Here is a 24,176-nt window from a genome sequence, read left to right on the forward strand (position 1 = left end):
GGAGGGAGCCGTCATGGCCGCACCCACGAGCAAGGGCTGGATCGCCTACGTCGTCATCAACGGCCTGGTGACGTTCTTCGGCCTCAGCTACATCTTCTTCCCCGGCGAGGACGTCGTGAAGGCGGGCTACAGGACCGAAGGCGTGCTCACGCTGCCGGCGGCCGTCTGGGGCGGCTACGTCGTGGTCTCCGCGCTGGCCATGCTCGCGGTCGCGGTCACGGGACTGCGCCGCGGCGAGCGGTGGGCGCTGCGGGCCGTCCTGTACGAGTTCGCGTTCCTGGCGGCCGTCGTCGTGATCGAGCCGGACCCGGTCGTCCCGACGATCTTCGCCGCCATCCTCGCCGTCGCGCTGTGGAGTTCCGCCCGCGCGGCGCGCAAGAGCGCGGCCTCGGGCGAACTCGCGTCTCCGGCCGAATCCGCCTCACGCTGAGAGGCGGGGCCCGCGGCACGGCGGAGCGGACCACCCGGCCCGCGCCCGGCGTGATCTCCCCCGGGACCGCGCGTGTGGGACCACGCCGGCGCTTGCCGAAGGCTTTGGGCCCGGGTGCGTACGCTGATCCCATGCCAGCCCCACGCTCCGGCCGCTCAGCTCTCGGGCGTTCCGCCGTGCGGGAGCCCGGTGATCCGCGCGGCGAGGGGGTCGGCGCCGTCCCAGGTGCCCGCGCTCGCGTACGGGATGAACCGGGCGAACAGCTCTTCCGAGTACCAGTCGTGAGCACGGACCCGTTCGACGACCTCGCGGTGCGCCCGCCCGGCGTAGGCGAACGCGCGGACGGCGGCGGCGTCACACCACAGGGAGAAGGTGGCCTGCCTGGCCAGCGGCCACTCCCCCAGCCCGACGGAGGCGAGGCAGCCCTCCTGGGCCCGCAGCGACCGGTCGACGGCGGGTGCGGACCGGTAGAACGCCGGCAGCCGCGACGGCCGGATCGACGCCCGGGTCAGCACCGCCACCGGACCGCTGTGCGGCTCGCCGTCAGGGCCGCCGGTCACGGGGGCGAACGGCTCGACGCCGTTCCAGCGCCCGCGCGAGGCGGTCGGCGCGAGCCGTACGTGCCAGGTCTCGATCGCCTCGCGCCGCCACCTCGCGGGGATCGGCGAGCGTGCCAGGAACTCCTCGAGCGCCCGCTCGTCCCGCCAGACGGCGAGCAGCGCCCAGCGGCGCAGATCGGCGCCGAGGGTCGTCGACGCCCCCCGGCCCGTGCCGAGCAGCCGCCAGAACAGCAGGCCCCCGGTGCGGCGCAGCACCGGGCGGTCGAAGGCCATGTGCCGCATCGCCCCCCGGCCGGCGTATCTCTGGAGGTGGAACGTGACGACGCTCCCGCCGCTCGTCCCCATGCTGGTGGCGCTCATCGGCGGCTACCTTCTCGGCTCGATCCCGGTGGCGGTGCTGGCCGCGGGGCGGCGGGGCGTGGATCCCCGGGAGGTGGGCGATCGCAACCCCGGCTTCTGGAACGTGCGCGAACGGCTCGGCCGCAGGGCCGCCGCGCCGGTCTTCGCCGGGGACATGGCCAAGGGCGTGCTCGCCGGGCTGCTCGGGCTGCTGGCCGGGGGCGCGCACACGACCGGGCTGGGAGTGGTCACCGGCCCGAGCGCCACGGCCGCATACGTGGCGGTGGGGGCCGCGATGATCGGGCACGCCTGGCCGGTCTTCGCCGGGTTCCGCGGCGGGCGGTCGGTGCTGACCTTCGCCGGCGGCATCGCGGTGATCTGCCCGCCCGCGTTCGTGCTCGCGCTCGCCCTGCTGGCGGTGACGTTCCTGCTCACGCGGTCGTTCGCGATCGGGGCCAGGGCCGGGGTCTTCGCGATCCCGCTGCTGCAGCTGCCGTTCGCGCCGATAGGCCACGTCGCCGCGACCGGTGCGCTGATGTGCCTCATCGGGCTGCGTTTCGGTCAGGCGGCGCTGGCCGCGCGCCGCGCGTGACGGCATCGGCGCAGGCCGGGCGGCCGAGGCTGTAGGCGCGGCTCCGCCAGGTCCTGACGGGCCGCAGCGTCGCCTGCGTCAGCCGTACGGCCGTGGCCGGGTCGAGCAGGAACGACAGCAGCACGCCCGCGCCCGGCCGGGCGTAGCTGCGCCGCAGCGCGGTGGTGAGCAGCACCCGTACGGCGAGCAGCGTCAGGTCGAGCCGGGTCGGCCGCCCGGCGGCCAGGCGGAGCGCCGGCAACGCGGCGGCGAGCCAGACGACGGCGAGATCGGCCGCCTGCCAGGCGGGGCGGGTGACGTCGCGCAGCGGCAGCGAACGCCCCCACTCCCGCCACACCTCGGCCGCCGACTCGTGCATGTCGACCTCCAGCAGGCCCCCCGCGTCGAGGAAGCCGACCCTCCAGCCGTCTGCGGCCAGGGTCCTGGCGAGGGCGACGTCGTCGGTCATGTGGCCGCGTACCCGGGCGAAACCGTCGGCCCGCCGCATCGCCTCCCGGCGGAAGGCCAGGCACTGGCCGTTGGCCACCACCCGGTGGGGCGGCGGCGGGGCCGGGGGCCCGATGGGGCCGAACCGGTAGACCAGCGTGGCGAGGAACGACGCGTGCAGCGCCTGCTCGGCGAGGCCGTCGCAGACGAAACGCGGGCCCGCGCTGACCAGGTCGTGATCCCCGAGGGCGGCGTCGAGCGCGCCGAACAGGCCGGGCCGGGGCCGGGTGTCGGCGTCCAGGGTGACCACGATCTCGCCGCGTGCCTCCCGCAGCCCCTGGTGCAGCGCCCACTGCTTGCCCACCCAGCCGTCCGGCAGCGGACGTCCGCGCACCACCGTCGCCCCGCAGGCGGCGGCGATCCGCGCGGTGCCGTCCGAGGACTCGTCGTCCACCACGATCACCTCGGCGACGGCGGGATCGGCCAGCACCGCCCGCAGGCAGGGGCCGAGCCGCCGTTCCTCGTCCCGCGCCGGGATGACCACCGAGATCTCCGGACTTCCACCCCCCGGGGTTCCGCCGCAGCCGATCCACGCCGCCGAGCCGCCGCCGGTGCCGGTGTCCGGAGACGTGTCCGGCACAGGCGCGGCGAGCGGGGGGAGGCGCCGGCGGCCGCGGGCGAGCCGCACCAGCACGACGACTGCGGCGACGGCCTGGGCGGCGGCGAGTAGCCGTGCGGCGGCCCCGGCCCGCGGGCGCCCGGCCGTCCCGACCGTCCTGGCGGTCTTGGTCGTCCCGGCCCTCACCGTCTCGTCTCCTCCGGCCGCCGCGTGGAACGCGGGAAGTCCCTGCGAGCCAACGCGGCCACGATGCGCCCGCCCATCGCCACCAGCGGCAGCCCGCCCCCTGGATGCGCGGACCCGCCGACGAGGTACAGCCCGCGCCGCGGTCCCCGGTTGCCGGGACGGCGGAAGGGCGCGAGCGGGCCGCCGTACGCGCCGCCGTAGATCGCCCCGCCCCACGCGCCGTACCGGTCGCGCAGGTCGGCCGGGGTCAGCAGGTCGAGGAAGCGCAGCCGTCCGGACAGGTCGTGCCCCCGGCTCGCCAGCCGGTCGAGGACGAGCTCCGCGTACGCCTCGGGCGGCGTGGGCCAGCGCCCGGGGTCGCCGGCGGGGACGTTCACCAGCATGCTCCAGCTCTCCGCGCCGGCGGGAGCCTGGGTGGCGTCGGCCACCGCCGGGCAGCCGATGTAGACCGTGGGGTCCTCCGGCGGCCGCCGCCGATCGAAGATGTCGCCGAACTCGCGCCGGTAGTCGGCGGAGAACACGACCGAGTGGTGCGGCAGGCCCTCGGTCCGCCCCTCGACGGCGGCGAGCATCAGGAAGGCGGACGACGACAGGCCCAGCCGGGCGATCCGGCGCAGGCGGGCGCGGTCGGGCAGGAGCCGCCCGTAGAGGGAGGCCGCGTCGGCGTTGACGATCACGATGTCGGCCCTGACCGCCTCCCCGAGGGCCGTGCGGACGCCGCCGACCCGCTCCGCATCGGCGATGACCTCGGTGATCTCGATCTCCAGACGGATCTCCACGCCCGCCTTGTCCAGCGACGCGGCCAGCGCGTCCGCGAGGCGGGGCAGCCCGCCCCGCACGTACCACCCGCCGTCGCCGTGTTCGATGGCGGGGACGCAGCCCAGGGCGGCGGGTGCCCGGTAGGGGTTCGACCCGGCGTAGGTGGCGTAGCGGTCGACGTACTGGCGCAGGCGGGCGTCCCGGAAGAATCGGGCCGCCAGAGCATGCAGGGTGCGGCCCGGCGCGACCGCGAGCAGGTCGCCCGGCCGGGGGCGCGGGAGAGGGCCGCTCGGCTGCCCACCCGCCGGTCCGCCCGGCTGATCGCCGGGCCGCTGACCCGCCGACCGGAACGGCGGCTCGACGACGGGCCCGGACGGCGGTCCCGCGAAGAAGGTGCGTGTGGAGGCGTCCAGGCAGCGCCCGGCCCAGCGATGGAAGGCCCGCCAGTTGGGGCCCTCGCCCGGCGCGAGCCGGTCCACCGCCTCCGCCGTACGCTCCGGGTCGCGGCAGGTGGACAGCGTCGAGCCGTCCGCGAAGCGATACCGGCACAGCTCGTCGAGTTCGAGCAGGTCGAGCGGCACGCCGAGGTCCAAGAAGAGGCCGGGCAGCGTGAGCAGCGAGGGGCCGATCGAGAACGTGAAGCCGTCCCGCCTGTGCTCGGCCAGCTTGCCGCCGAGCCGGGGCAGCCGCTCGTAGATCCGCACGTCGTGCCCGTCCCGCGCGAGCAGCAGGGCGGCCACCATGCCGCCGACACCGCCCCCGACCACGATCACCTCCGCCACGCGCGCCCCCAGGCGAGCAGGGCGAAGGCGCCCATCGCGAGCCCTCCGGCGGCGGCCACGAACGGATCGGGCGGCCGGAAGACCACGGCGAAGCCGACGGTCTCCATCATCGCCATGACCGTGTAGAGCGCGACGAGCCCGGTCGTCCCCGCCGCCCCGGCGCCGCTCACCGGCCGGCTCGTGGCGGCACGGCCCGTGACGCGGTCGAGAAGCACCATGACCAGGACAGAGACCACCAGCCAGCCGGCGAAGTTGGCGAGCGGCACACCGCGGTACGGTCCCGGCTCCGCCCAGACCCACAGTCCGAGCCTGAGCATCTGCGGGTCGAGGAACAGGTCCCACGCGGTGAGCGCCAGGGCTCCGGCGAGGATCGGCGTCAGCCGGCCGCGCGGCGCCACGCGGCGGGCGACGGCGTGGGCGGCCAGGCCCATGCCGCCCCAGGCGAGGGCGACGATCAGCGGGACGCCCCCAGGCCGCGGCCACAGGGCGTCGGTGTAGCGGTAGTCGCCGAAGGGCAGGCCCGTCCTCGTGCCGATCCACTCGGCGGCGTAACCGGCCGCCACCGCCGCCGCGAACGCGCCCGCCGCCCTGCGCGGGGTGTGCGCCGCCGCCGCGAAGGCGAGTGCGCTCACCGCGAGCAGGACCACGACCGCGGTGGTTAGGCGCAGGTCCTGGGGCCGCAGTCCCGTCGCGATCTGGGCGGCCACCATCGCGGCCAGCGCGACCACGCCGGCCGCGTTCGGCCACGCACCCCCCAGGCGCGGCGCGTTCGCCGGCGTCCCCCTCCCCGGCCGCCGCGGCGACCGCGACGTGTCCGGTGGCTTCGGCGGTTCCGGCCCAGGTGACGGACCGGAGAGCTCCGGCCCGCTCACCCGCCGCCGGGGCGGCCGCGAGCCGCGCCGCTCCGGTGGCGCGCCGTCAGCCTCGGCCGCGCTCTTCGCCGTGCTCTTCCGTGTGGTCTCCCACGTCTCCACGTAGGGTGATTCGAGCGCATCCCCCTGATCGGATGCGCTCGGCCCCGCGCGGGTGCGGCCGGTGGAGATCGGCTACGGCCGGCCGCCGGGAACGCCCCCGCGATACCGGCCGGGTCGTCACCAGCGGTGGTGGACCTGCGGGCGGACCAGGTCGTCGTAGACCTGGCGGACCGCGTCGTGGGTCTCGGCCGGCAGCGGCGGGAACTGCGCCGCCGCCGCGTTGGCCTCGGCCTGCCGGGGGTTGCGGGCACCGGGGATCACGACGCTGACCCCGGACTGGTCGATGATCCAACGCAGCGCGAACTGCGCCATCGTCATGCCCTCGGGCACGAGGCCGCGCAGCCGCTCGACCGCCTGGAGGCCCACGCCGTACTCCACGCCGGAGAAGGTCTCGCCGACGTCGAACGCCTCACCCTGGCGGTTGAAGTTGCGGTGGTCGTCCTCGGCGAAGACCGTCTGCGGGCCGTACTTGCCCGACAGCAGGCCGCTCGCCAGCGGGACCCGGGCGATGATGCCGACTCCGGCCTTCTCCGCGGCGGGCAGGACCTCGTCCAGCGGCTTCAGGCGGAAGGCGTTGAGGATGATCTGCACGGTGGCCACGCCGGGGCGCGCGATCGCGATCAGCGCCTCGGCCACCGTCTCCACGCTCACGCCGTACGCGGCGATGCGGCCCTCGGCGACCAGCGTGTCGAGCGCGTCGAAGACCTCGTCGGTCTCGAAGACGGCGCTCGGCGGGCAGTGGAGCTGCACCAGGTCGAGCGTGTCGACACCCAGGTTGGCGCGGGAGCGGTCGGTCCAGGCGCGGAAGTTGTCCAGCGTGTAGGCGTCGGGCGTCTGCTGCACCCTGCGGCCCATCTTCGTGGCCACGGTCAGGCCGGACCGCTCCTTGATCAGCTTACCGATGACCTTCTCGCTGCGGCCGTCGCCGTACACGTCGGCCGTGTCGATGAAGGTGGTCCCGGCGTCGATCGCGGCGTTGAGCGTGGCCAACGCGTCGGCCTCGCTCACCTCGCCCCAGTCGGCCCCGAGCTGCCACGCTCCCAGCCCGACGACGCCGACCTGCCTGCCCGTCCTGCCCAACACGCGCTGTTCCATGAGGTCAGATCGTAGCGGGGCAGCTCAGGCGGAGGCCGCTCCACCCGCCAGGTGGTGCAGGAACCAGTCGCGGGCGAGCCGCGCGACCGTCTCCAGTGCGCCCGGCTCCTCGAACAGATGCGTGGCGTGGGGCACGATCTCCAGCCGGACCGGCGCGGTGATCGCCCGCATCGCCTCCCTGTTGAGGTCGAGGACGACGGAGTCGCGCTCCCCCACGATCAGCAGCGTCGGCTGGCGCACCGAGCGGAGCGCGTCCGCGGCGAGGTCGGGCCTGCCGCCCCTGGACACCACCGCGGCGACACCGCCGGGCCGCGTCGCCGCGGCGACGAGCGCGGCGGCGGCGCCCGTGCTCGCGCCGAACAGGCCGACGGGCAGACCGCCGACGAGCTCGTCCTCGGGCAGCCGGTCGGCCAGCGCGCCCACTCTGTCGGCGAGGAGGCCGATGTCGAAGCGCAGGTGGCCGGTGACCGCGTCGACGCGCTCCTCCTCCACCGTGAGCAGATCGGCCAGGACGGTGGCCAGCCCGGCCCGCTGCAGCTCCCTGGCGACGTACCGGTTACGCGGGCTGTGCCGGCCGCTGCCGCTGCCGTGGGCGAACAGCACCGCTCCCCGGGCCTCCCGGGGGACCGCCACGTCGGCGTCGAGCACGACATCGCCGACCGGGATCCGCACGCTGAGTTCGACTTCGCTCATGACGCCCGCCCCCCTCGGCCGCGCCCTGCTGAGCGGCACCGGACAACCAGGATGGCGCTGCACAACCGGGACGGCACTGGACAACCGTGGGGCGTACCCCCGGCCGGTCGAGGCAAACCGGGGACGACGTGGCCTCCGCGTACGGAACGGGCGGAGTCAGGAGCGACGTGAGCGCATCGCCTTGAGCACACGCACGCCGCCGTCCTCCCCGGCCTGCGCGCCGCGGGACGCGCCGTCCACCAGGCGCCGGTACTCCTCCGACTCCACGGGACACAGCGCGATGCGGCCGTCCCGGTCGAACAGCAGCCCCCAGCCGTACCTCTTCGGCAGCGGGGACGCCCTCAGGCACGCCTGGGAACGGGAGAAGAACTCCTTCCTGAGCTCCGCGCGCCGCGCGGCGGGCAGGTCCGCCGGCAGGTCCTGGCGGCGCAGCCAGGTCTCGAACAGCACGTCCTCCTGCGTCATGCCGTACGGCGCGCCGGAGATCAGCGCGTACTGGAGGACGGCGACAGTGGGCTTGCCGCCCCGGGGCCCGGGCACCTCCGCGGCGGTCACCGGGCAGTCGTCGGCGACCGCGATGAGCGTCGAGTAGTAGTTCAGGTCCTCGGCCATGTCTCCACTATGCCGCAGGAGATCGACGGCTCATCCCGCTCCGGGCGCGCCTCCGGAGGGCTTGCCGAAGGCGGCAGGGGGGCGGGCCTCGGGGATGAGGCGCACCTCCTCGGGCAGGCCGCTCACGTGCACCTCGCCGCTGTCCTCCCGGGCCTCCAGATCGACCCGCGCGCCCGCGAGCGGAAAGCCGGAGATGCGTAGGTGCCCGAACCCCTTGGGCAGCACCGGCGCGATCCACACCTTGCAGTGCGGCACCCACGGGTCCACGCGGAGCAGGAGCCGTATGAGCTGGATCGGGGTGGCCGAGGCCCATGCCTGCGGTGAGCACGAGGTCGGGTACGGCACCGGCATGTGGAACTCCCCGCGGTCGAACCCGCAGAAGAGCTCGGGGAGCCGGTCGCTGAAGGCGCGGGCGGCGTCGAACAGGCCGGTGGCGACCCGCTGGGCCCCCTCCACGAATCCGTAGCGCATGAGCCCGGACGCCACGAGCGCGCTGTCGTGCGGCCAGACGGACCCGTTGTGATAGCTCATCGGGTTGTAGGCGCCCATGTCGGAGGCGAGGGTACGGATGCCGAAGCCGGTGAACATCCGGGGCGACAGCAGGTGCTCGGCCACGGCCGCGGCCTTGTCGCGGTCGACGATCCCCGACCACAGGCAGTGGCCCATGTTGGAGGCGAGGGCGTCGATCGGGCGGCCCTCGTGGTCGAGCCCGACGGCGAAGTAGCCGCGGTCGGGCAGCCAGAACCGTTCGTTGAACCGGGCGCGCAGCTCGGCGGCCCGTTCCCGGTAGCGTCGCTCGGTCTCGGTGTCGCCCGCCTCCTTGGCGAAGTAGTGGCGGGCGATGCAGGCTGCGTAGACGTATCCCTGCACCTCGGCCAGGGCGATGGGCGGCCGGGCGATCGTGCCGTCGGCGAAGTTGATGCCGTCGAAGGAGTCCTTCCAGCCCTGGTTGAGCAGGCCCTGGTCGGTCTTCCGCTGATACCACAGGAACCCGTCACGCATGCCGTACCGCTCGATCCACTGCAGCGCCGCGTCCGCGTGCGGGAGCAGCCGCTCCACCGCCGCCCGGTGCAGGCCCCAGCGGCGCAGCTCGCCGAGGAGGATGACGAACAGCGGGCTGGCGTCGACCGAGCCGTAGTAGGCGTGCCCGCCGGGCGACGTGTCGTCCTGCCTGGCGCCGTAGCGCAGCTCGTGCATGATCTTCCCGGGCTCCTCCTCGGTCAACGGGTCGATCTTGGTGCCCTGCAGGGCGGCCAGCCGGGTCAGCGTGCCGTGCGCCAGTTCGGGGTCGAGCGCCAGGGCCATCCACGCGGTGAGCAGCGAGTCGCGGCCGAACAGCGTCATGAACCAGGGCGCCCCGGCGGCGACGGTGGACGGCAGCTCGGGATGCTCGGGGTCGAACAGCCGCAGCGCACCGAGGTCGTTGTGGGACTGGCGCAGGATTCCCGCCAGAGCGGTGTTGGTCGTCGTCACCTTGGGCAGGCGCCTGTCCCACTCGAACAACTGTCCCGCCCGCCGGGCCAGCGCTGGCGACAGCCGCTTCTCCGAGTACCACGGCTCGGTCTCGGCCCCGTCGATGATCGGGTTGGCCTGCACGCAGGCCGTCCACTCGCCGCGCGGCGGCACCACCACACGGAAGATGATCAGGCGCGGGTTGAGCACCGGCAGCACCGGGGTGCCGTCGGCTTTGGCGACCACCCGCACCCCCCTGCCCTTGCTGACCGAGAACATCCGCAGCGACCGCTCCTCCGCCGCGGTCGTCACGTCGGCCACCCAGTGCACCCGGTGGGTCTTCACCTCGAACAGGTCGCACACGTCGGAGCCGACGTGCAGGGTCACCATGCAGCCGGCCGGCTCAAGGGACATGTTGCGGATGGTGAGGTCCTCCGACAGCCCGCCGCCGACGTACCGGTCGCGCACGACCAGCAGCGTGCTCTCCGCCTGCCCCGGCCGCGGCTTGGCCCGGCCGACGAACGTCGCGTGGTACGGCTCGCCCGGCAGGACCTGCAGCTCCTCGATGGGCCCGTCATCGATGCGCAGCTCCCAGTGGGACAGCAGCCGGGTGTCGGCGTAGTAGATCCCGTGCGCCGATCCGGGGAAGATGTCGCCGCTGCGGGCCGACACGCAGAACGATCCCCCGGCCACGAGCGTCATGGCCCCACCGCCGATGGCGCTGGGCTGCCCCTCGAACGTCCACCCGCCCGTCATCCCGATCACCCCGGCCCGGTCCCTCGGTCCCGACGGTTGCCCTCATACCCGCAGGTCGAGCCGGTTTTCCCCGAGTTTGCAGTCTTATATCCGCATTGAGTGGCCCAGAGGGCCCTTTACTCCCCTATGACCTGCCGTTTCCTACTCTTCCGGCATGCGCAGGTGGGTGAGCTCGGAGGGGCACGAGGTGGACCCGGTCGTCATCGAGGGCCGCCCGCTGCTGCGCGTACGGCACCTGGGCTACCACATCGGCTACTGCGCCTCCGTCGCGGAGGTGGCGGCCCACGTCGATCTCGCCGACCTGGTGGAGGTCGTCGACCTGCGTCACGCCGCCGGGGCTCGCGGACAAGGATGAGGGGTGAGCCGGACCGGCTCACCCCTCCGTCGCGCCACCGCGTCGCCTCACCGCGGCGCGGGCGCTCAGTCCCAGCCCGGCATGTTCCAGAAGTCGTCGGCGGCCGCCTTGGGCTGCGCCTTGAACTGGGCCTTGGGCTTGGCCTTGGCGACGGCGGGCTTGGCCTTGCCGACCTTCGGCATGCCCCAGCCCTGGAGCGGCCGCGCCCAGGCGCCGGCGTCCTCGTCGTCGGTCTTCGCGCTCGACGGCTTACGGCCGAAGTCGTTGCCGGACATCTTGGTGTACGTCGGCTGGTTGGACGTGGGGTGAAGGAAGACGTCCTGCGGCGAGCCCTGGCTGTTGTTCCTTCCGGTGGCGGGCATCGTGAACATGGAGCCCGGCTGCGATCCGTTCGCCTGGTTCCCGTTCATCGGGCCGCCGGCGGGCCTGCCGCCCACCACCGGGACGCCGGTCAGCGAGTTGCCTCCGGCGGGACCTCCGGCCGGCTGCGTGCCGGCCTGCCGGCTGTCGGCCGTGCCACCGCCGGGCGCCTGCCTGCCGGTCATCGAGCCCTTGGGGCTCTGGCCGTTCGCCATCGGTCCGTTCGCCCGGTTCTCGGCCTCGTCGTCCGCCGAGAGGAACGGGTCGACCTTCGCGCCCTTGTCCAGAATGTCCAGGGCCTTGGACGCGACGAAGTCGGGCTCCTCCGGGTGGTTCATCGCCATGGCGGCGATCTGCTTGCCGGGCGACATCGGCTCCTTGGCGGACAGCGGAGCCGGGTCCGCGGGAGCGGGACCCGACAGGAGAGCCGCGGCGAGTACGGCTGTACATATAGGCATGAGAATTTCCCCCGAAATCTTGCGGACGGTACAAGAACGAAGGTAAGCGCACGATGCCGGGCCATCACGGACCCGATGCTCAGTGTCCGGTCAAATAAGAGGATCAGCCGCTTCAGGACATAGACCCCCAGGCCACCCCTGCTCCGCCGATTACAGGCGCAGGTGACAGGAAGCGGCGCCGAGTAGTGATCTGTCCTCAGCCGAGAATGAAGACGCCCCCGGCGGCCGTGGCGAGGACGGGGCCGAAGGCGGCAGCCGGCGTGTAGGCACCGGGCTCACCCGCACCCCGGGCGAGCCGCACGGTGGTTTCCGCGACGATCTCGGCGGTGTAGTCCATGCCGTCGCCGGCGCGCAGCCGTCCTTCTCGGCTGGTGCCGTCCGGCCCAGGTGATGACCGCGTGTCCCCAGGAGTGTCGCCGGGGGGCGGCCTTGAACGGCATGCGGGCCAGCCCGCGGACGGCGAGACGTCGCAGTGCCGGGACGGACAGCAGCATCCCGAGGAGGGGGAGCACCGCCCGGACGGCCGGGGCGGTCGGGGCCAGGGCGTCGACGCGTACGTCGCCGGGGGACGAAGGCCGGCACCCGAAGGTGATCGCCGAGCGCCGCGCCGTGATCGGCGCCGGCGAGGAGCTCCAGGAGCGCGAGCGCAGCAAGCTCGCGGCCGTCACCACAGGCAAGAGGAGGGAACGGCACGGGGGTGAGCCGCGAGCGACTCACCCCCGTCACAGCTGTCGCAGGACGACGGCCGGTTACCTCGGCATGAGGACCTTGTCGATCTGGTAGACAGTGGCGTTGCTCGTCGCGATGTTCCCGCAGGTCACAGCGGCGTCGTTGACCTTGAGGCTGGAGTCGGACCCCGAGACGGTGAGCTTGCGCCCCTCGAGGGAGCTCAGCTGACCGTGCATGTCCGCCGGTGCCTTGCGTCCCTTGACCACGTGGTAGGCCAGCAGTCCCCTGAGCGACTTGCGGTTCGACATCAGCTGGTCGAGCTGGCTCTTCGGAATCTTGCTGAACGCGTCGTTCGTGGGCGCGAACACCGTGATGTCCTGGGCGGAGTTGAGCGTCTCGGCCAGCCCGGCCTTCTTCACGATGCGCGCCAGCGTGGACAGCGACGGGATGTCGGAGAGCGCGGTGCCGACCGGCACCTTGGCCAGCTCGGCGGGGCTGCCCTTGCCCGAGGCGGGCAGCGAAGAGCAGCCCGCCCCGACGGGCGACCCGGAGACCGACGGCGACGCCGACGCGGTGGCGCTCTCGCTCGCCTCGGCGCTGGGGGTCTCGCTGGTCATGTCCGTGGCGGTCTCGTTGGCCGCGACAGGAGCCGCGGAACTGCCGCCGCCCTGGCTACCGCACGCCGCGGACATCGAAAGCGCCGCGGTCAGGGCGGCAAGGGCGAGCAGACGGGTATTCATGATCGTGTTTCCTTAGTCGTGGAAAGGTCGTTGCTGGGTGGCGACCCCTGCGGACGGCGACACCGGAAGAGCCCGCCACACCGGCTCAGGACCGGTGTGGCGGGCCGTTCAGACGGGCCGGTCACACGGGCCTCTTCCATCAGGCCGTCTGGGGCGGGCTCACCAGTCGCTCGGCCGCTGATGCTGGCGGGGCCGTGTGATCGTCTTCTGGCGCGCCGTCTTCGGCTGCGCCGTCTTCTGCTCCGCCCTCGGCAGCGGATAGGTCCTGGTCGACTGGACCCCCTGCACCGGACCGAAGGTGAACGGCTGCGGCGCCTGTCCTGGCTTGCCGGAAGTGAAGACGGGCTGGATGAAGACGTCGCGCGTCTTGGGATCGATCACCGGAACATACCTGGTCGCGGTATCTCCTCCGGCTGCCCCCTCGCCCGCCCTGTCGCCCGCCGTCGCGGAGGGCCGTCCGGTGCCCGCGCCCGGCCTGGCGGACGCGCCGGAGGCTCCGGGCTCGCTCGCCCCGGCCGGCGACCGGGGAGCGGCGGCGTTGTCGTCGCGCCTGCCGTCCATTCCGCTGGGAGCCATCCAGGGCGGCGCCTGGGGGAGGGCGAACGGAAACTCCCCGGCCTGGGGCGCCATGCCGGGCAGCGGCGCGAGTTGCGGCCGGCCCGCGGACGCCGGCGCGGCGTTGTTGTCGTCCGTGGCTGCCCTCGTCCCGGGCGGGGCCGGGTCCGGCGGCACGGCGGCCGGCCCGGAGAGCAGGGCGGCGGCCAGTACGGCTGTGCAGAGAGGCATGAGACTCCCCCGAGGTCATCGATGGTACGAGCACGACGGTAAGCGCCGCACCGGGGAGTGATCACGCATCCGACGACCAATGTCCGGTCAAGCATGGCGATCGGGCGCTTCACCCGCAAAGATCCCATCGCGCCCGCAAGCGGCCTGGGTACGCCGCCGGAGGAGGCCGTCGTGGGACACCACCGAAGACGCCCGCGTCCGTGCACGACGCCGCGGGGCCCACGGGTGAGGAGCGCGCCGGGCTCAGTCCGGCAGCCTCACCTCGATCGGCACCACGATCGGCGGATGCGAGGGCGCGTGCGGCACGGGCCGGCGCTCGAAGTAGTGCTCCAGGGCGTGCCGCAGGCGGTCGAGCGCCTCGTCGACCGTGTGCCCTTCGCAGGCCACCTCGACCTGGACGCACCGCGCGCAGTACAGCCCGCCGTCCTCGGCAGTGACGGTCGCGGTCAGCCGCACGGTCCGTCCCATGCTCCCACCGTGCGCGGCGGCGGACCGGGGTAATCCCGGCGCGCGGGCAACAGTACGGAGATTCCCCACCCCGGCGGCTCCGGCCCGCACGCGCTTCGCGCCCGAATTTTGCCTGATAGGGAGGCATGCCGACGTGCCGCCGAGAGGAAGGCGCGTTTCCTCGGGTAGGGCCGGGCGCATGGGCAAGAAGGACAAGAAGAAAGAGCCGTCGGTGGGCGACGAGGTCACCTGGAAGAGCCACGGCGGCGAGGCGGTCGGCAAGGTCGAGAAGAAGATCACCGAGCGCACGGAGGAGGCGGGCCGCACCGTGGCCGCCTCACCCGAGGACCCGCAGTTCCTCGTGCGCAGTGAGAAGAGCGGCGGGACGGCGGTGCACAAGCCGTCAGCCCTGCATCCGAAGGACTGACGTGACCGCCGTCAGGAGACAGACCGCGGCCGAGTTCGGCGAGGCGGTCAACATGTCCGCGGCCGAACTGGAGCGATGGCTGCGGGAGGAGCGGTCGAAGGAGGTCGGTGACAAGCCGGACGGCGGCGAGTCGACGGGTCACGAGTCCGGCCGGCACATCGTGGCCATTCTCCGCAAGCACAAGAGCGAACTGGACGACGAGGACTACGCCCACATGCGCAAGGTCGTCGGGTACGTCCACCGGCACCTGGCCCAGCGTCCCTCCGGTGACGTGCGGGAGACTCGCTGGCGGTACTCGCTGATGAACTGGGGCCACGACCCGCTGAAGTAGGGCCCTCGGAAGGGCGGGGCCGCGGGCGCGCGCCTGGGGGTCGCGCCCGCCGGGCCGTCTCCTGCCGCGCTAGTTGAGCGTCTTCTTCCAGTGGAAGCCGCCGGGCAGGTTCACGGTGAGGGTGCGGCGCCCGTCCGCCGTCTTGGTGACGCGGAAGGCCCGTCCGCCGAAGCTGTGACCGACGCCGCCGCGCGAGAGGTTGAGCCTGAACGGTCCCATCTTGATTGATTTTCGGTAGCTCCAGCCCATGGTTCCTCCTGAATTTTCCGTGCCCTCGCGACTACCCCGGAAGACGATCAGCACACCGGCCGACCGGATCTCCTCCGTTTACGACCGTTCCGCCGGGTATGGCCAGCAATGAGCCTTTCGACCGTCAGGAACGCGATCGGATCGCCGGCCGGGCGCCGGGGCTCACGGACCCGACCTCATCGGCGGGATCTCCGGCTCCTCACGGGGACACCCGCCCGAGACCGGAAGGAGCGACGCCATGGGACACGCCGGAGTGATGCTGGAGACCTATCCCGCCGACCTCGGCGGCGTGGACAGGCAGGTGCTCGCGAACTGCATCGAGGCCTGCTTTGACTGCGCGCAGACCTGTACGGCCTGCGCCGACGCCTGTCTGAGCGAGCACGCGGTGGCGGAACTGGTCCGCTGCATCCGCACCAACCTCGACTGCGCCGACATCTGCGCGACGACGGGCCGGGTGCTGTCACGGCACACGGGCTACGACGCGAACCTGACGCGCGCCCAGCTTGAGGCGTGCGCGCAGGCGTGCCGCAGTTGCGGCGACGAATGCGGCCTGCACGCCCACATGCACGAGCACTGCCGGGTCTGCGCCGAGGCGTGCCGCCGCTGCGCCCAGGCCTGCAACGAGTTGCTGGCCTCGCTCGGCTGAGCACGTCCGCCCCGGCGGCGTCCCTACGGCGTCCTCACGACGCGGCCCCGCCCGCCGCACGTTCGCCGGTGCGATGACATGGTCGCGAGACGGACCGTGTAAAAACGGTTCCTATGGCAAAGGAAGCGGATGAGGAGCCGACCGGCGACGACCTGGAGGCCGTCACCGCCGCCGTGCTCACCGCCTCGCGTGTGCTCGTCGCGATCTCAGCGCGGTCCCTCACCGCCGCGGAGGACAAGGTCACCCTGCCGCAGTTCCGCATGCTGCTGGTGGTCGGACAGGGCGAGACCAAGCTGGTGACGCTGGCGGACAAGCTCGGCGTCAATCCGTCGACCGCCATGCGCATGGCGGGCCGCCTCGCCGTCGCCGGCCTGCTGAAGCGTGAGGTGAATCCGCAGAACCGGCGGGAGACGCTGCTGCGGCTGACCGACAACGGACGGCGGATCGTGGAGGAGGTCACCGCCCGTCGCAAGGAGGAGATAGCCGCGATCCTCACGCGGATGCCGGCGTGCCGGCGGCAGGCCCTCATCACCGCGATGCGGGAGTTCAACGACGCGGCGGGCGAACCGCCCGCCCGAATCACCTTCCCGCTCGGCTGGCCCGGCCCGTCCTCCTGACCACGCCGCACACGGTTGCTCACCGCGCACACGTCGGCCGGGACCGCCGCGCCGCCGGCCGCCACGTCGACGGCCCTGCCGCGGCGGACAGGCGGGCCTCCGGTGTCGCGTCCGTGTGCGGGCCCCGGGGCCCGCGGGCCCATCGCGGGACCCCAGCGGGTCAGCCCGCGGTCAGCAGCCGGAGGCGGCGCAGGCCCCGGGAATGAGCCCGGGGGCTCCGTCGGCGCCCGACGGCACCTCGCCCTGATCCTGGCCGCTACCGCCCTTCGAGGCGCCGCCCGTCTTGCCCGACGAGCCGGTCCCGGCCCCGCCCGCGCTCTTCCCACCGGAGGAGGAGCCGCCGCCAGAGGAGCCGGAGGCGGTGTCCGCGCCGCCCCCGCCGGGCGCCTGCGCTCCGCCGGAGCCGTCCCCACCGGACCCGATCGCGCCCTGCTCCCCTGAACCCTGGTCCTCCGCGCCCTGATCCTCCGGGCCCTCCGCGGCGGCACCGGCGTCGTCATCGGCGTCGTCACCGGCAGAATCGGCGGAACCGCCGTCCTGGGCGGGGGCCGACTGCCGCACGCCGCCCGCGGCGGGCGGGTCCGCGGGGCCCGAGCCGCCGCGGAGCGCGACGCCCGCTCCCCCGGCCGCCAGCACGGCCACCAGGGCCGCGGCGGCGATGACGACGGGCTTCCTGTTCTTGGTGGTGGGGGGCGGCTCCTCCTCGCTGGAGAGGATCTCCTGCCGGAACCGATCATCCTGGCTCGTCTGTGACGGGACGCGCCCTTGCATGTGAGACAACTCCCAGCGGTCGTTTCGGGGGAAACCTCCACGGCTTCCGCGGGTGGCTGCCCACATTAACCCCACTGGTGTCCTAATCTCACAAATACCTGCAAACAATCATGAATCTCCCAGGGTTTCCCTCGGTCGCGCCCTGCGTACCACGTCAACGGCTGTGCGTCGCGGCGCTGTGGTAGTCGGTGTACGTGTAGGGGTTGTCGAGGATCTTCGTCTCGGGGATGTCGGGGTTCATCCCCTTCTGCCACGCCTCCTCGCCCAGCGTCGAGCGCAGGTACTCGACGGTCCGCTCCACCTCGCGGCGCGCCGCGGCGAGGTCCACGCCGACCAGGCGGTGCTCGTACTTCACCACGCGGCCGTTCACGAGGACCGTGTGCACGTCGCCGCGCTGCGCCTGGAACGCGACGTGCCCGTACGGGTTGAGCAGCGGGAACGACACGGGCGAGGCGTCGTTCTTGATGAGCACGATGTCGGCCTTCCTGCCCGCTTCGACGCTGCCGAGGTCGTCGCTCCGGCCGATGGCGCGGGCGCCGCCGCGCGTCGCCCAGTCCACCACCTGGTCGGCACGGAGGCTGCAGTGGGTGATCGTCTCCCCCCTGGCGTGCGCCTCCATGTGCTCGCGGGAACGGTCGGCGCCGAGCGTGGTGCGCATCGCCGAGAACAGGTCGCCGCTCCACCAGACGCTGGTGTCCATCGACAGGGAGACCGGGATGTCGTGCGCGCGGATGGCCCAGGTGGGCGGGTAGCCCTGGCCCGCGCTCTGCTCGCTCTCGGTGGAGACCGAGATCGAACCGCCGGTGGCGGCGATGCGGTGGTAGGAGTCCGCCGACAGCGAGGCGGCGTGGACGTAGACCGTCTCGGGCGTCATGAAGCCGTGCTCGTACATGAGGCGGATGCCGTCGTCGCTGGTCGCGCCCCACACCCCCGCATGGGTCGTGACCGGGACGCCGAGCTCGCGGGCCACCTCGAAGGCCGGCTTCTCGGGAAAGGCGGGGTCGCCGGTGACGTCGAAGGCGATCTGGAAGCCCAGCATGTCGTCGCCCGTGATGCGGCGCCGGACGAAGTCGCGGAACTCCGGCGCGCCGGTCCACTCGGCCGGCGGTGCCTGGATGTTGCCGTAGGCCAGCACGAACCGGCCGGGCACCGCGTGCAGCGCGTCCACGGCCGCGTCGGCGTGGTCCACGGTCCGCAGCCCGTGCGACCAGTCGACGACCGTGGTGACGCCGGCGTCGATCGCCTCGATCGCGGCCAGCAGGTTGCCCGCGTGCACGTCCTCGGGCCGCCACAGCTTGCCGTACTCGAGGTAGTACCAGACGAAGTACTGCGTCAGCGTCCAGTCGGCGCCGTAGCCGCGCATCGCGGTCTGCCACATGTGCCGGTGAGTGTCGATCATGCCGGGCATGACGATGCCGCCGGTGGCGTCGACGACGACGGCGCCGTCCGGTGTGGGAAGGCCGGGCCCCACCTCGGCGATCCGGTCGCCGACGACGAGGACGTCGGTGTGAGGGAGCACGCTGTGCCCGTCGTCCATCGGCAGCACCGTGCCGCCGCGCAGCAGCACGGGCCGGTCCGGTCCGAAATCGGTCGGCTCGTTCATCGTCGAACTCCTCACCTTCCTACTGGCCGAGCGCGCTCAGCGATGGCGAACAGTTGTCCGCTATACGGTCAGCACTGCTTCCGCTGTTACTTTCCCGAGCACCGCCCCTGCTGTCAACCATGGGTTTCCCACCTCGTCCTACCACGAAGAGCCGGTCGAGCATTTGACGAGTGGACCGCCTGTGCCAGAATCGGCCTCACGGACTTCTGTCCGTTCAGCGGACATTGCGGTAACACCAAGGAGGGGGAGCCGGATGACAGACGACACCGCGCCCGAGCGGGGCGGCGGGCCGCTGTCCGGCGTGCTGGTGGCCGACTTCTCGCGGGTCCTGGCCGGGCCGTACGCCACGATGCTGCTGGCCGACATGGGCGCCGAGGTCGTCAAGGTCGAAGGTCCCAAGGGAGACGACACCCGCACCTGGATGCCGCCGGTGCGCGGCGACGTGTCGACGTACTACCTGGGGGTCAACCGGGGCAAGCGGTCGATCGCGCTCGACCTGCGGGACTCCGGCGACGCGAAGGCGGCCCGGGAGCTGGCCCGCCGCGCCGACGTGCTGGTGGAGAACTTCAAGCCGGGCGGGCTCGCCAAGTACGGCCTCGACTACTCGTCGGTGAGCGCGGCCAACCCCGGCGTGGTGTACGCCTCGATCAGCGGATTCGGCTCCGGCGCGGGCCGCGACGTGCCCGGCTACGACCTCATGGTGCAGGCCATGTCGGGGCTGATGAGCCTCACCGGCGACCCCGGCGGCCCGCCCTACCGCGCCGGGATCTCGGTCTTCGACGTCATGGCGGGCAACCACGCCGCCATCGGCATCCTCGCCGCCCTGCGCCACCGCGACGCGACCGGGCAGGGGCAGCACGTCGAGGTCAACCTGCTGTCCTCGGCGCTCACCGGCCTGCTCAACCACAGCTCCGCGTACGTCGCCGGCGGTGTCGTCCCCTACCGCATGGGCAACGCGCACCCCAGCGTCTTCCCCTACGAGCCGCTGCCCACCGCCGACAACGACATCATCGTCGCGGCCGGCAACGACGGCCAGTTCCGCAAGCTGTGCGAGGTGCTCGGCATCCCGGAGATCGCCGACGACCCGCGCTTCGCGCGCAACGCCGACCGGACCGCGCGCCGCGAGGAACTGCGGCCCATCCTGGTCGGACGGCTCGCCACGCGCGGCGCGCTCGAGTGGTTCGAGCTGCTGGTCGCGGCGGGGGTGCCGTGCGGGCCGATCAACACCATCGACGGCGGGTTCGCCATGGCCGAGCGCTTCGGGCTCGACCCGATCGTGGAGGTGGGCGAGGGCGACCGCGCGGTCCCGACCACCCGCCACCCCATCCGGTTCTCCGCGACCCCCGCCGCCTACCGGCTGCCGCCGCCGGAGCTGGACGAGCACGGGGACGAGCTGCGCGAATGGCTGACTCAGGAGGATGACGACGATGTCTGACGGGCCGGAGATGATCGAGCGGCCGTCGTATCCCACGGCGTTGGGGGCGTCCTCGCTCAGGTCGATCACCCTGCTGGGCTGCGACCTCGCCGAGGACGTGATGGGAAAGGTCGGCTTCGGCGAGCTCGCGTTCTGGCTCGCCGCTCAGCGGCGGCCCACGCCGGGCGAGACCCGGGTCTTCGAGGCCGTGCTCGCCGCGCTGGCCGACCACGGGTTCACCCCGACCGCGATCGTCACCCGGCTGACGTACCTGTCGGCGCCCGACTCGATCCAGGGCGCGCTCGCGGCCGGGCTGCTCGGCGGCGGATCGCGCTTCCTCGGCGTGACCGAGGACTGCGGGCGGTTCCTGCACGATGTCCTGGCGGCGCACGACGGGCCGCTGCCGCCGGACGACGCCGGCTGGGACGCGCTGGCCCTGGAGACCGTGCGGGCCCGGCGGCAGGCGCGGCGGTTCATCCCCGGCCTCGGCCACCACGTGCACAAGGAGGGCGATCCCCGCACCCCCCGGCTACTGGAGATCGCCGCCGAGGAGAACCTGGTCGGGCCGCACCTGTCGCTGTTCGCCGCGATCGGCCGCGTGCATCCCGAGGTGCTGGGCAAGAAGCTGCCGCTCAACGGCGCGGGCGTCTGCGGCGCGGCGCTCGCCGACCTCGGCCTGCCGCTGGAGTTGCTGCGCGGCTTCGCCCTGCTCGCCCGTACGGCGGGCCTGATCGGCCAGCTCGCCGAGGAGCTGCGCCGCCCGGTGGCGAACGAGATCTTCCTGTCGGTGGACCTCAACAACCGGTCCGTCGATCCCGAGCCCTACGCCCCTGACGCCACTGGAGGTTCGCATGGCTGAACTGGTCGCGGTGATCGCGTCCACCCATCATCCGTTCTACTACCGCGCCAGCACGGCCACCGGCGAGGACCGCCCGCCGTTCGCCGACGAGTGGGTGCGCAAGGTCGAGGCGTTCCGGGAGACGCTGACGAAGGCACGGCCCGACGTGCTGGTCATGGTCGGCTCCGACCACTTCCACCAGCTCTGGCTCGACAACATGCCGCAGTTCCTCGTCGGCAAGGCGCCCTTCTACGACGCGAACTGGTACAACGAGGAGCGCGAGTTCGGCCTGCCCCGGATGTTCTTCACCGGCCAGGAGGACCTGTCGTCGTACATCCTGCGGGAGGGCCTGGACGCGGGCTTCGACCTGGCCTTCTCCAACGAGCTGCGGATCGACCACTCGATCACGTGCCCGATCATCACGCTGCGGCCGCAGAACGACCTGCCGATCGTGCCGATCTACACCAACATCTTCGCCCCGCCGCTGCCGCGGCCGAAGCGGTTCGTGCAGCTCGGCCGTACGATCCGCGAGCTGGTGGAGTCGTGGCCGGCGGACAAGCGGGTGGCGGTGATCGGCACCGGGCACCTGTCGCTGGAGCTCGGCGGGCCGCGCCAGTTCGGCCCGCACGGGCCCGATCCCGAGTTCGACCGCAAGGCGGTCGAGTGGATCTCCTCCGGCGACATCGAGGGCTGCCTGTCGGAGGTCACCCTCGACAGCCTCCACCTGCCCGGCAACGCCACCCACGGCTTCATGGACTTCATGCTGATGATGGGCGTGGCCGGCGAGGGCGCCAAGGCCGACTACGTCGACACCTACGACCTGTTCCACACCATGGAGGCCTACTTCACCTGGTACCCCAACGGAGGCGCGGCGTGAGCAAGTACCTGCTGAACAAGTTCCTGTTCACCGTCGACCGCGATCCGGAACTGGTCGAGCGCTACCGCGAGGACCCCCGGGGCACGGTGGAGTGGTGGGAGGCCGAGCACGCCAACCGGCTGCTGAGCTGTCACGGCGGGGAGGCCTCGACCTGGCTGCGCTTCGAGGACACCGAGCGCGAGGCCCTGGCCGGCCACGACTACCCCCGGCTGTTCGAGCTGGGCGCGCACCCGTTCCTCACGCTCACGCTGTTCATCGCGATGTTCGAGCGCGACCACGAGCCGCTGGGCTTCCAGACCGAGTACGCCCGGCGGCTGGCCCACATGACGATGCCGTACCCCGACATCGCGACGTGATCTGACCTGCCCGCCTCTCGAAGGCGGGCCGGGCGGCGAGGCGCCGGGCACGCCGTGCGGGGCGTGCCCGGCGGCTGCCGCCGATGACGACGTGCCTCAGCAAGATGTGCTTCAGGCAGATGTGCTTCAGGGAGATGTGCTTCGGCGAAAGGTGGAACATGCGGGCAGCGCAGATCGTGGAACCCGGCAGGCCGCCGCTGGTGGCCGACCTGCCCGTGCCCGTCGCCGGGCCCGGCGAGACGCTGGTCGAGGTCGGCGCCGCGCCCGTCACGCCGCTCGACCTGCTGTGCGCGACCGGCACGTCCTACTTCGGCAGGCCGCGCACGCCGTACGTGCCGGGCGTGCAGGGGGCCGGCGTCGCGGACGGGCGGCCGGTGTGGTTCGCGACCTCGGCCGGAATGGCCCCCGGAGACGGCAGCATGGCGCACGTGGCGGCCGTGCCCGCGCGCGACCTCGTCGAACTGCCGGCGGAGGCCGACCCGGTCGCGGTGGCCGCGCTCGGGCTGTCGGCCGTCGCCGCGCACATGGCGCTGACCTGGCGCGGCGAGCTCGCCACCGGCGAGCAGGTGGTGGTGCTCGGGGCGGGCGGCGTCGTCGGGCAGGCCGCCGTGCGGATCGCGCGCATCGCCGGCGCCCGCAGGGTCGTCGCGGGCGCCCGCTCCCCCGCCGCCCGCGAACGCGCCCGGCAGGCGGGTGCGGACGCCGTGGTGGCGCTCGACACCGGCGACGTCGCCACGCTGGCCGCCCGCTTCGCCGAGGCCTGCGACGGGCCCGCCGACCTGGTGCTCGACCCGCTCTTCGGCCCTGCGGCCGCCGCCGCGGCCCGTGCCCTGCGCCAGGGAGGCCGGTGGGTCAACCTCGGTTCCTCGGCGGACGAGACCTGCCCGATCGAGTCCTCCACGCTGCGCGGCAGGTCGCTGCGGCTGCTGGGATACACCAACAACGAGCTGACCCCCGAGCAGCGGGCCGCCTCGATCGTCTTCGTCGCCGAGCAGGCGGCGCTCGGGCGGCTGACCGTCGCCCACGAGACGGTCCCGCTGGAGGAGGCCGGCGCCGCGTGGCGGCGTCAGGCGGCCGGAACCGCCTCCGGCAGGATCGTCCTGATCCCCGGGGCGGCCCCTAGGAAGCCGTGACCCGCGGATTCCTAGGAGGCCGTGACCTGCGGGACCGACTCGTAGAGCGCCCAGTCGGCGCTGATCGCCCCGGCGGTCTTCAGCAACAGCGGCAGGTGCTCCTCGGTCAGTTTCTCCAGCGAGGTCTCGGCGGCGTGGCTGTTGACGTTCACGGCCGCGATGACGGCGCCGGAGCCGTCGCGCAGCGGCGCGGCCACCGACCGGATCCCGAGGGCGAGCTGCTCGTCTGTCAGCGCCCAGCCCTTCGCCCGCACCTCGCGCAGCATGGCGTCGCGCTCCCGCGGATCGGGCCGCCAGCGCGGCTCGATGCCCGACCGGCTCGGCTCGGCCAGCACCCGCTCCAGCTCGTCCGGCGGGAGCGCGGCCAGCAGCACCTTGCCCAGGGACGTCTGCATCGCGGGGAACCGCGTCCCGATCTGCACCGAGAGGGCGACGATCTTCGGCACGGCCACGCGGGCGACGTACACGATGTCGGACCCGTCGAGCTGGGCGACCGACGACGACTCGTGCGTCTGGGCGACCAGCCGTTCCAGGTGTGGCCGGGCCACCTCCCACAGGCCCATCGAGCGGACGTAGGAGACGCCGAGTTCGAGCACCCGCGGAGTAAGGGCGAAGCCGCCCTGCGCCGAGCGGGCGTACCCCAGCTCCTGCAAGGTGAGCAGGATGCGCCGCGCCGTGGGCCGGGCCAGGCCGGTCGCCGCCGCCACCTCGGTCAGGGACATGACCGGGCGCCCCGGCTGGAACGCCCTGATGACATCGAGGCCGCGCGCGAGCGCCTCGATGAAGTCAGGTCCGGTGTCGCCTCGTGCCATGGACGCCTCTTC

Annotated in this window: 29 protein-coding genes; 12 read left to right on the plus strand and 17 right to left on the minus strand. The window is 73.1% G+C overall.

Annotated features, from left to right (window positions below; genetic code table 11):
• Window positions 1–13: 13 nt before the first annotated feature.
• A complete protein-coding gene (locus QSK36_RS29940) occupies window positions 14–430 on the plus strand; it encodes a hypothetical protein (protein ID WP_285784669.1) in 417 nt (138 codons plus the stop codon).
• Between the two features lie 155 nt (window positions 431–585).
• Here the strand turns inward: QSK36_RS29940 and QSK36_RS29945 are convergent, their stop codons facing one another.
• Window positions 586–1,350 (minus strand): spheroidene monooxygenase, encoded by a 765-nt coding sequence (locus QSK36_RS29945; protein WP_285784670.1) that lies wholly within the window; start codon window positions 1,348–1,350, stop codon window positions 586–588.
• Between QSK36_RS29945 and QSK36_RS29950 the strand changes: the two genes are divergently transcribed.
• A complete protein-coding gene (locus QSK36_RS29950) occupies window positions 1,307–1,921 on the plus strand; it encodes a glycerol-3-phosphate acyltransferase (protein WP_285784671.1) in 615 nt (204 codons plus the stop codon). The genes QSK36_RS29945 and QSK36_RS29950 overlap by 44 nt on opposite strands.
• Here QSK36_RS29950 and QSK36_RS29955 read toward each other — a convergent pair.
• From QSK36_RS29955 to QSK36_RS29985, 7 genes are all read right to left on the minus strand, one after another.
• Window positions 1,872–3,152 carry a glycosyltransferase family 2 protein gene (locus tag QSK36_RS29955; RefSeq protein WP_285784672.1) on the minus strand — a complete coding sequence of 427 codons (1,281 nt, stop codon included), beginning with the start codon at window positions 3,150–3,152 and terminating at the stop codon, window positions 1,872–1,874. The genes QSK36_RS29950 and QSK36_RS29955 overlap by 50 nt on opposite strands.
• Window positions 3,149–4,693, minus strand: a complete 1,545-nt coding sequence (locus tag QSK36_RS29960) for a phytoene desaturase family protein (RefSeq protein ID WP_285784673.1) — start codon at window positions 4,691–4,693, stop codon at window positions 3,149–3,151. The genes QSK36_RS29955 and QSK36_RS29960 overlap by 4 nt, the downstream gene beginning before the upstream one ends.
• On the minus strand, window positions 4,681–5,421 hold the full coding sequence (locus QSK36_RS29965; RefSeq protein WP_285784674.1) for a carotenoid biosynthesis protein: 741 nt from the start codon (window positions 5,419–5,421) through the stop codon (window positions 4,681–4,683). Before QSK36_RS29965 ends, QSK36_RS29960 begins: the two co-directional genes overlap by 13 nt.
• Window positions 5,422–5,784: 363 nt before the next feature.
• Window positions 5,785–6,762, minus strand: coding sequence for an aldo/keto reductase (locus QSK36_RS29970; RefSeq protein ID WP_183537132.1), 978 nt, complete (start codon window positions 6,760–6,762; stop codon window positions 5,785–5,787).
• A gap of 24 nt (window positions 6,763–6,786) precedes the next feature.
• The gene (locus QSK36_RS29975; protein WP_183537130.1) at window positions 6,787–7,455 is read right to left on the minus strand and encodes a dienelactone hydrolase family protein; all 669 of its coding nucleotides are present in this window, start codon (window positions 7,453–7,455) and stop codon (window positions 6,787–6,789) included.
• A 156-nt stretch (window positions 7,456–7,611) separates the two neighbouring features.
• Entirely contained in the window at window positions 7,612–8,067 is a 456-nt protein-coding gene (locus QSK36_RS29980; protein ID WP_285784675.1) for a DUF6157 family protein, read from the minus strand.
• A gap of 30 nt (window positions 8,068–8,097) precedes the next feature.
• The gene (locus tag QSK36_RS29985; protein ID WP_285784676.1) at window positions 8,098–10,275 is read right to left on the minus strand and encodes an amylo-alpha-1,6-glucosidase; all 2,178 of its coding nucleotides are present in this window, start codon (window positions 10,273–10,275) and stop codon (window positions 8,098–8,100) included.
• Window positions 10,276–10,429: 154 nt separating this feature from the next.
• Here QSK36_RS29985 and QSK36_RS29990 point away from each other — a divergent pair, with 154 nt between their 5' ends.
• On the plus strand, window positions 10,430–10,630 hold the full coding sequence (locus tag QSK36_RS29990) for a transposase (protein ID WP_183537123.1): 201 nt from the start codon (window positions 10,430–10,432) through the stop codon (window positions 10,628–10,630).
• Between the two features lie 65 nt (window positions 10,631–10,695).
• Here QSK36_RS29990 and QSK36_RS29995 read toward each other — a convergent pair whose 3' ends face one another.
• The 5 genes from QSK36_RS29995 to QSK36_RS30015 all read right to left on the minus strand — a co-directional run bounded on the left by QSK36_RS29995 (window position 10,696) and on the right by QSK36_RS30015 (window position 14,111).
• Window positions 10,696–11,448, minus strand: a complete 753-nt coding sequence (locus QSK36_RS29995) for a hypothetical protein (protein ID WP_285784677.1) — start codon at window positions 11,446–11,448, stop codon at window positions 10,696–10,698.
• 196 nt (window positions 11,449–11,644) lie between these two features.
• Window positions 11,645–11,785 (minus strand): hypothetical protein, encoded by a 141-nt coding sequence (locus QSK36_RS30000; protein WP_285784678.1) that lies wholly within the window; start codon window positions 11,783–11,785, stop codon window positions 11,645–11,647.
• Window positions 11,786–12,197: 412 nt separating this feature from the next.
• Window positions 12,198–12,857 carry a fasciclin domain-containing protein gene (locus tag QSK36_RS30005; protein ID WP_183537119.1) on the minus strand — a complete coding sequence of 220 codons (660 nt, stop codon included), beginning with the start codon at window positions 12,855–12,857 and terminating at the stop codon, window positions 12,198–12,200.
• 159 nt (window positions 12,858–13,016) lie between these two features.
• Window positions 13,017–13,643, minus strand: coding sequence for a hypothetical protein (locus QSK36_RS30010; protein ID WP_183537117.1), 627 nt, complete (start codon window positions 13,641–13,643; stop codon window positions 13,017–13,019).
• Between the two features lie 243 nt (window positions 13,644–13,886).
• Window positions 13,887–14,111: a type II toxin-antitoxin system HicB family antitoxin gene (locus tag QSK36_RS30015; protein ID WP_183537115.1), complete on the minus strand. Its 225-nt coding sequence runs from the start codon at window positions 14,109–14,111 to the stop codon at window positions 13,887–13,889.
• 178 nt (window positions 14,112–14,289) lie between these two features.
• Here QSK36_RS30015 and QSK36_RS30020 point away from each other — a divergent pair, with 178 nt between their 5' ends.
• Together QSK36_RS30020 and QSK36_RS30025 are read left to right on the plus strand one after the other, a co-directional pair.
• The gene (locus QSK36_RS30020; protein ID WP_285784679.1) at window positions 14,290–14,517 is read left to right on the plus strand and encodes a hypervirulence associated TUDOR domain-containing protein; all 228 of its coding nucleotides are present in this window, start codon (window positions 14,290–14,292) and stop codon (window positions 14,515–14,517) included.
• 1 nt (window position 14,518) lies between these two features.
• Window positions 14,519–14,848, plus strand: coding sequence for a DUF3140 domain-containing protein (locus tag QSK36_RS30025; RefSeq protein ID WP_285784680.1), 330 nt, complete (start codon window positions 14,519–14,521; stop codon window positions 14,846–14,848).
• Window positions 14,849–14,917: 69 nt separating this feature from the next.
• On the opposite strand, the gene QSK36_RS30030 is transcribed toward QSK36_RS30025, so the two are convergent.
• The gene (locus QSK36_RS30030) at window positions 14,918–15,097 is read right to left on the minus strand and encodes a DUF4236 domain-containing protein (RefSeq protein ID WP_142562482.1); all 180 of its coding nucleotides are present in this window, start codon (window positions 15,095–15,097) and stop codon (window positions 14,918–14,920) included.
• A 238-nt stretch (window positions 15,098–15,335) separates the two neighbouring features.
• Here QSK36_RS30030 and QSK36_RS30035 point away from each other — a divergent pair, with 238 nt between their 5' ends.
• Window positions 15,336–15,743, plus strand: a complete 408-nt coding sequence (locus tag QSK36_RS30035) for a four-helix bundle copper-binding protein (protein ID WP_139575069.1) — start codon at window positions 15,336–15,338, stop codon at window positions 15,741–15,743.
• A 113-nt stretch (window positions 15,744–15,856) separates the two neighbouring features.
• A complete protein-coding gene (locus QSK36_RS30040; RefSeq protein ID WP_183537111.1) occupies window positions 15,857–16,360 on the plus strand; it encodes a MarR family winged helix-turn-helix transcriptional regulator in 504 nt (167 codons plus the stop codon).
• A 171-nt stretch (window positions 16,361–16,531) separates the two neighbouring features.
• Here QSK36_RS30040 and QSK36_RS30045 read toward each other — a convergent pair whose 3' ends face one another.
• A complete protein-coding gene (locus tag QSK36_RS30045; protein ID WP_285784681.1) occupies window positions 16,532–17,131 on the minus strand; it encodes a hypothetical protein in 600 nt (199 codons plus the stop codon).
• 154 nt (window positions 17,132–17,285) lie between these two features.
• A complete protein-coding gene (locus QSK36_RS30050; RefSeq protein ID WP_285784682.1) occupies window positions 17,286–18,734 on the minus strand; it encodes an amidohydrolase family protein in 1,449 nt (482 codons plus the stop codon).
• A gap of 253 nt (window positions 18,735–18,987) precedes the next feature.
• Here QSK36_RS30050 and QSK36_RS30055 point away from each other — a divergent pair, with 253 nt between their 5' ends.
• The 5 genes from QSK36_RS30055 (at window position 18,988) to QSK36_RS30075 (ending at window position 23,352) form a co-directional block, all read left to right on the plus strand.
• On the plus strand, window positions 18,988–20,169 hold the full coding sequence (locus QSK36_RS30055; protein ID WP_285784683.1) for a CaiB/BaiF CoA transferase family protein: 1,182 nt from the start codon (window positions 18,988–18,990) through the stop codon (window positions 20,167–20,169).
• On the plus strand, window positions 20,162–21,007 hold the full coding sequence (locus tag QSK36_RS30060; protein WP_285784684.1) for a citryl-CoA lyase: 846 nt from the start codon (window positions 20,162–20,164) through the stop codon (window positions 21,005–21,007). The genes QSK36_RS30055 and QSK36_RS30060 overlap by 8 nt, the downstream gene beginning before the upstream one ends.
• Window positions 21,000–21,863 carry a DODA-type extradiol aromatic ring-opening family dioxygenase gene (locus QSK36_RS30065; RefSeq protein ID WP_285784685.1) on the plus strand — a complete coding sequence of 288 codons (864 nt, stop codon included), beginning with the start codon at window positions 21,000–21,002 and terminating at the stop codon, window positions 21,861–21,863. The genes QSK36_RS30060 and QSK36_RS30065 overlap by 8 nt, the downstream gene beginning before the upstream one ends.
• Window positions 21,860–22,219: a hypothetical protein gene (locus QSK36_RS30070; protein ID WP_285784686.1), complete on the plus strand. Its 360-nt coding sequence runs from the start codon at window positions 21,860–21,862 to the stop codon at window positions 22,217–22,219. Before QSK36_RS30065 ends, QSK36_RS30070 begins: the two co-directional genes overlap by 4 nt.
• Before the next feature lie 158 nt (window positions 22,220–22,377).
• On the plus strand, window positions 22,378–23,352 hold the full coding sequence (locus tag QSK36_RS30075; protein ID WP_285784687.1) for a quinone oxidoreductase family protein: 975 nt from the start codon (window positions 22,378–22,380) through the stop codon (window positions 23,350–23,352).
• Window positions 23,353–23,363: 11 nt separating this feature from the next.
• Here QSK36_RS30075 and QSK36_RS30080 read toward each other — a convergent pair whose 3' ends face one another.
• Window positions 23,364–24,164, minus strand: a complete 801-nt coding sequence (locus tag QSK36_RS30080) for an IclR family transcriptional regulator domain-containing protein (protein WP_183537097.1) — start codon at window positions 24,162–24,164, stop codon at window positions 23,364–23,366.
• Window positions 24,165–24,176: the final 12 nt, after the last annotated feature.

The sequence above is a fragment of the Microbispora sp. NBRC 16548 genome (assembly GCF_030268985.1).
Taxonomy (GTDB): domain Bacteria; phylum Actinomycetota; class Actinomycetes; order Streptosporangiales; family Streptosporangiaceae; genus Microbispora; species Microbispora catharanthi.

What these genes read in the sequence shown, in the direction of transcription:
- QSK36_RS29940 (WP_285784669.1), top strand. Translation starts at nt 14, where the DNA reads ATGGCCGCACCCACGAGCAAGGGCTGGATCGCCTACGTCGTCATCAAC.
- QSK36_RS29945 (WP_285784670.1), bottom strand. Translation starts at nt 1,350, where the DNA reads ATGAGCGCCACCAGCATGGGGACGAGCGGCGGGAGCGTCGTCACGTTC.
- QSK36_RS29970 (WP_183537132.1), bottom strand. Translation starts at nt 6,762, where the DNA reads ATGGAACAGCGCGTGTTGGGCAGGACGGGCAGGCAGGTCGGCGTCGTC.
- QSK36_RS29975 (WP_183537130.1), bottom strand. Translation starts at nt 7,455, where the DNA reads ATGAGCGAAGTCGAACTCAGCGTGCGGATCCCGGTCGGCGATGTCGTG.
- QSK36_RS29980 (WP_285784675.1), bottom strand. Translation starts at nt 8,067, where the DNA reads ATGGCCGAGGACCTGAACTACTACTCGACGCTCATCGCGGTCGCCGAC.
- QSK36_RS29985 (WP_285784676.1), bottom strand. Translation starts at nt 10,275, where the DNA reads ATGACGGGCGGGTGGACGTTCGAGGGGCAGCCCAGCGCCATCGGCGGT.
- QSK36_RS29990 (WP_183537123.1), top strand. Translation starts at nt 10,430, where the DNA reads ATGCGCAGGTGGGTGAGCTCGGAGGGGCACGAGGTGGACCCGGTCGTC.
- QSK36_RS29995 (WP_285784677.1), bottom strand. Translation starts at nt 11,448, where the DNA reads ATGCCTATATGTACAGCCGTACTCGCCGCGGCTCTCCTGTCGGGTCCC.
- QSK36_RS30000 (WP_285784678.1), bottom strand. Translation starts at nt 11,785, where the DNA reads ATGGACTACACCGCCGAGATCGTCGCGGAAACCACCGTGCGGCTCGCC.
- QSK36_RS30005 (WP_183537119.1), bottom strand. Translation starts at nt 12,857, where the DNA reads ATGAATACCCGTCTGCTCGCCCTTGCCGCCCTGACCGCGGCGCTTTCG.
- QSK36_RS30010 (WP_183537117.1), bottom strand. Translation starts at nt 13,643, where the DNA reads ATGCCTCTCTGCACAGCCGTACTGGCCGCCGCCCTGCTCTCCGGGCCG.
- QSK36_RS30015 (WP_183537115.1), bottom strand. Translation starts at nt 14,111, where the DNA reads ATGGGACGGACCGTGCGGCTGACCGCGACCGTCACTGCCGAGGACGGC.
- QSK36_RS30020 (WP_285784679.1), top strand. Translation starts at nt 14,290, where the DNA reads ATGGGCAAGAAGGACAAGAAGAAAGAGCCGTCGGTGGGCGACGAGGTC.
- QSK36_RS30030 (WP_142562482.1), bottom strand. Translation starts at nt 15,097, where the DNA reads ATGGGCTGGAGCTACCGAAAATCAATCAAGATGGGACCGTTCAGGCTC.
- QSK36_RS30035 (WP_139575069.1), top strand. Translation starts at nt 15,336, where the DNA reads ATGGGACACGCCGGAGTGATGCTGGAGACCTATCCCGCCGACCTCGGC.
- QSK36_RS30040 (WP_183537111.1), top strand. Translation starts at nt 15,857, where the DNA reads ATGGCAAAGGAAGCGGATGAGGAGCCGACCGGCGACGACCTGGAGGCC.
- QSK36_RS30045 (WP_285784681.1), bottom strand. Translation starts at nt 17,131, where the DNA reads ATGCAAGGGCGCGTCCCGTCACAGACGAGCCAGGATGATCGGTTCCGG.
- QSK36_RS30050 (WP_285784682.1), bottom strand. Translation starts at nt 18,734, where the DNA reads ATGAACGAGCCGACCGATTTCGGACCGGACCGGCCCGTGCTGCTGCGC.
- QSK36_RS30055 (WP_285784683.1), top strand. Translation starts at nt 18,988, where the DNA reads ATGACAGACGACACCGCGCCCGAGCGGGGCGGCGGGCCGCTGTCCGGC.
- QSK36_RS30060 (WP_285784684.1), top strand. Translation starts at nt 20,162, where the DNA reads ATGTCTGACGGGCCGGAGATGATCGAGCGGCCGTCGTATCCCACGGCG.
- QSK36_RS30065 (WP_285784685.1), top strand. Translation starts at nt 21,000, where the DNA reads ATGGCTGAACTGGTCGCGGTGATCGCGTCCACCCATCATCCGTTCTAC.
- QSK36_RS30075 (WP_285784687.1), top strand. Translation starts at nt 22,378, where the DNA reads ATGCGGGCAGCGCAGATCGTGGAACCCGGCAGGCCGCCGCTGGTGGCC.
- QSK36_RS30080 (WP_183537097.1), bottom strand. Translation starts at nt 24,164, where the DNA reads ATGGCACGAGGCGACACCGGACCTGACTTCATCGAGGCGCTCGCGCGC.